Source organism: Streptomyces sp. NPDC006208, assembly GCF_040613775.1.
Classification (GTDB): domain Bacteria; phylum Actinomycetota; class Actinomycetes; order Streptomycetales; family Streptomycetaceae; genus Streptomyces.
Map to the genome: position 1 here is coordinate 1 of NZ_JBEXSW010000128.1, position 1,992 is coordinate 1,992.

Annotated in this window: 2 protein-coding genes; both read right to left on the reverse strand. The window is 76.1% G+C overall.

Features of this window, described 5'->3' with window-relative positions:
- Nucleotides 1-112: 112 nt before the first annotated feature.
- Nucleotides 113-394, reverse strand: coding sequence for a zf-TFIIB domain-containing protein (locus tag ABZ208_RS38985; RefSeq protein ID WP_328402755.1), 282 nt, complete (start codon nt 392-394; stop codon nt 113-115).
- A 68-nt stretch (nt 395-462) separates the two neighbouring features.
- Nucleotides 463-1,428 carry an aminoglycoside phosphotransferase family protein gene (locus tag ABZ208_RS38990; protein WP_356914183.1) on the reverse strand — a complete coding sequence of 322 codons (966 nt, stop codon included), beginning with the start codon at nt 1,426-1,428 and terminating at the stop codon, nt 463-465.
- Between the last annotated feature and the right edge of the window lie 564 nt (nt 1,429-1,992).

Consider the following 1,992-nt stretch of genomic DNA (forward strand, 5'->3'; position numbering starts at 1 on the left):
GAGAGCGCTTCCCTGACACGGAAGAGGTCACTGGTTCAATCCCAGTATCGCGCACCAGCCAAAGCCCCCCGGCCGTCGAGACGGCCGGGGGGCTTTGTCGTTCCTCCGCGGTTCAGGAGGAGAAGAGCATCCGGCCGAAGCCGCGCTGATGGTGGTGGCCGCCGTGGTGGCCGCCGTGGTGCTGCGCGCCCCAGGCGGGAGCGGGGGCGGCGGGGTAGGCCTGAGGGGCCGGCGGCGCGGGCGGGGCCTGCTGCACCCACTGCGACTCGAGGCGGGTCAGGGACTCCAGCTCCCCGTAGTCGAGGAATATCCCGCGACAGCCGCTGCACTGCTCGATCTGGACCCCGTTGCGGTTGTACGTGTGCATCGCTGCATGGCACTTCGGACACTGCATGTTCTTGTCAGCTCCTCGCCGTTCGGTCGGCGTCGCCGGGATGCCTGCCCGGCGACGAGAGATTCACCCTACGACGCAGGATGGCACTCCAACTCGGGTGGGAGTGTGCCGATTCGGGCACAGGTGTCGATCACCGCCTGCTCGACCTCGTCGAGCTCGCGGCGCTCGGCGGCCGACTTCGCCAGCGCGAGGGCGGCGGTCTGGACGGTCAGAGCGCGGGCCGGGACGTCGAGCCGGGACCAGGGGTCGCCGGCCGCGGGGACCGCCGGGCCGTGCCCGGCGATGTAGGCGCCGAGGAAACGCTGCCAGACCTCCGGGGACAACAGGCCCGCCGCGAACCATGCGGCGGGGCGGGCCAGGTCCCAGGCTGGATCGCCGAGCCCCAGGTCGTCGACATCGATCAGCAGCCACGGCCCCGCCGGGGCGGGGTGGCGGACGAGCTGGCCGAGGTGCAGGTCGCCGTGGCACAGAGCACTGCGATACGGGGCGGGGGCCTCGTCGCGGGCCCAGGCGGGCAGGCGCTCCCAGGCGCGGCGTACCGCGTCGGCCGCAGGGCGGTCGGCTGCGGCGGCCTCCATACGGGCCACTGCGGCCGCGGCCTTGGCGGGTCCGCGCATGGGGGGCAGCGGGCCGGGCAGGGCGTCCGTCCGCGTGCGGTGGAGTCGGGCGAGCAGGAGCGCGGCCTCCTCCCAGGGGGCGGCGTCGGGGTCCTCGGGGTCGACGGGGAGGCCGTAGGGCCAGGCCGTTACGGGCCGGCCGTGGGTATCGCTCGCGGGCAGCGGGAGCGGGGGCAGCAGGACTCCGTCGAGGGCGGGGTGCGCGGCGACAGCGATGCGGACGCGGTGTGCGTGGGGGTCGGTGTCGGGTGCGTGCGCTTTGGCGACGGCTCGGCCGTGCCGTACGACGACGCCGTCGGCCCGGTCCGCGAGCACAGCCTCGCCGTGGCCGCAGGCACGGCAGGCCTGGCGGGGCGCGGGAAGGTGGGCTGCGTCGCGGGCGGCGTCGGCGAGGGCACGTACGACGGATGCGGTCACGATGCCCCCCGGGTGGCGTTGCGCAGTGCTCGCCCGAGCCTAGCTTCCGGCGGGTGCGCGGGGCCTTGTGCGCTGCGTACTCGGGGCGGGCCTTGGCCCTCGGGCGCGGCCGGGTCCGTGACGGTCGCGCCCGAGGGCGGCGGGACCCTGGGGCGGGCGGCGCCAGGGCAAGGTTCCCCGGTGGCTCGCCCGGTCCGTGATTGTCGCCCGAGCGGGGCGGTGCCCTTGGGCGGGCGGCGACGCCGGGGGGACGCCCCCGGGCCTGACCGGGTCCGGGAGCGTGGCGTAGGGCCGCTCCGGGGCCGTGCCCTGGGGCGGGCGGCGCGAACCGGGTGATGCTCTTGGGGCCTGGCCCGGCCGGTGCGCGGGGCGTTGGGCCGCTCCGGGACGGTGCCCTGGGGCGGGCGGCGACGTCGGGGGGACGCCCCCTGGCCTGACCCGGTCCGGGAGCGTGGCGTAGGGCCGCTCCGGGGCTCGTGTCCGGGACTGCTTTCCCGGGACTTGCCCCGCTCAACACTTACGACGCCTTACGTCCCGGACACGACCCCTGCGCGTCCCCGGCCG

Bases quoted from the DNA above. Each gene is read 5' to 3' on its own strand.
- ABZ208_RS38985 (WP_328402755.1), bottom strand. From the start codon at position 394: ATGCAGTGTCCGAAGTGCCATGCAGCGATGCACACGTACAACCGCAAC.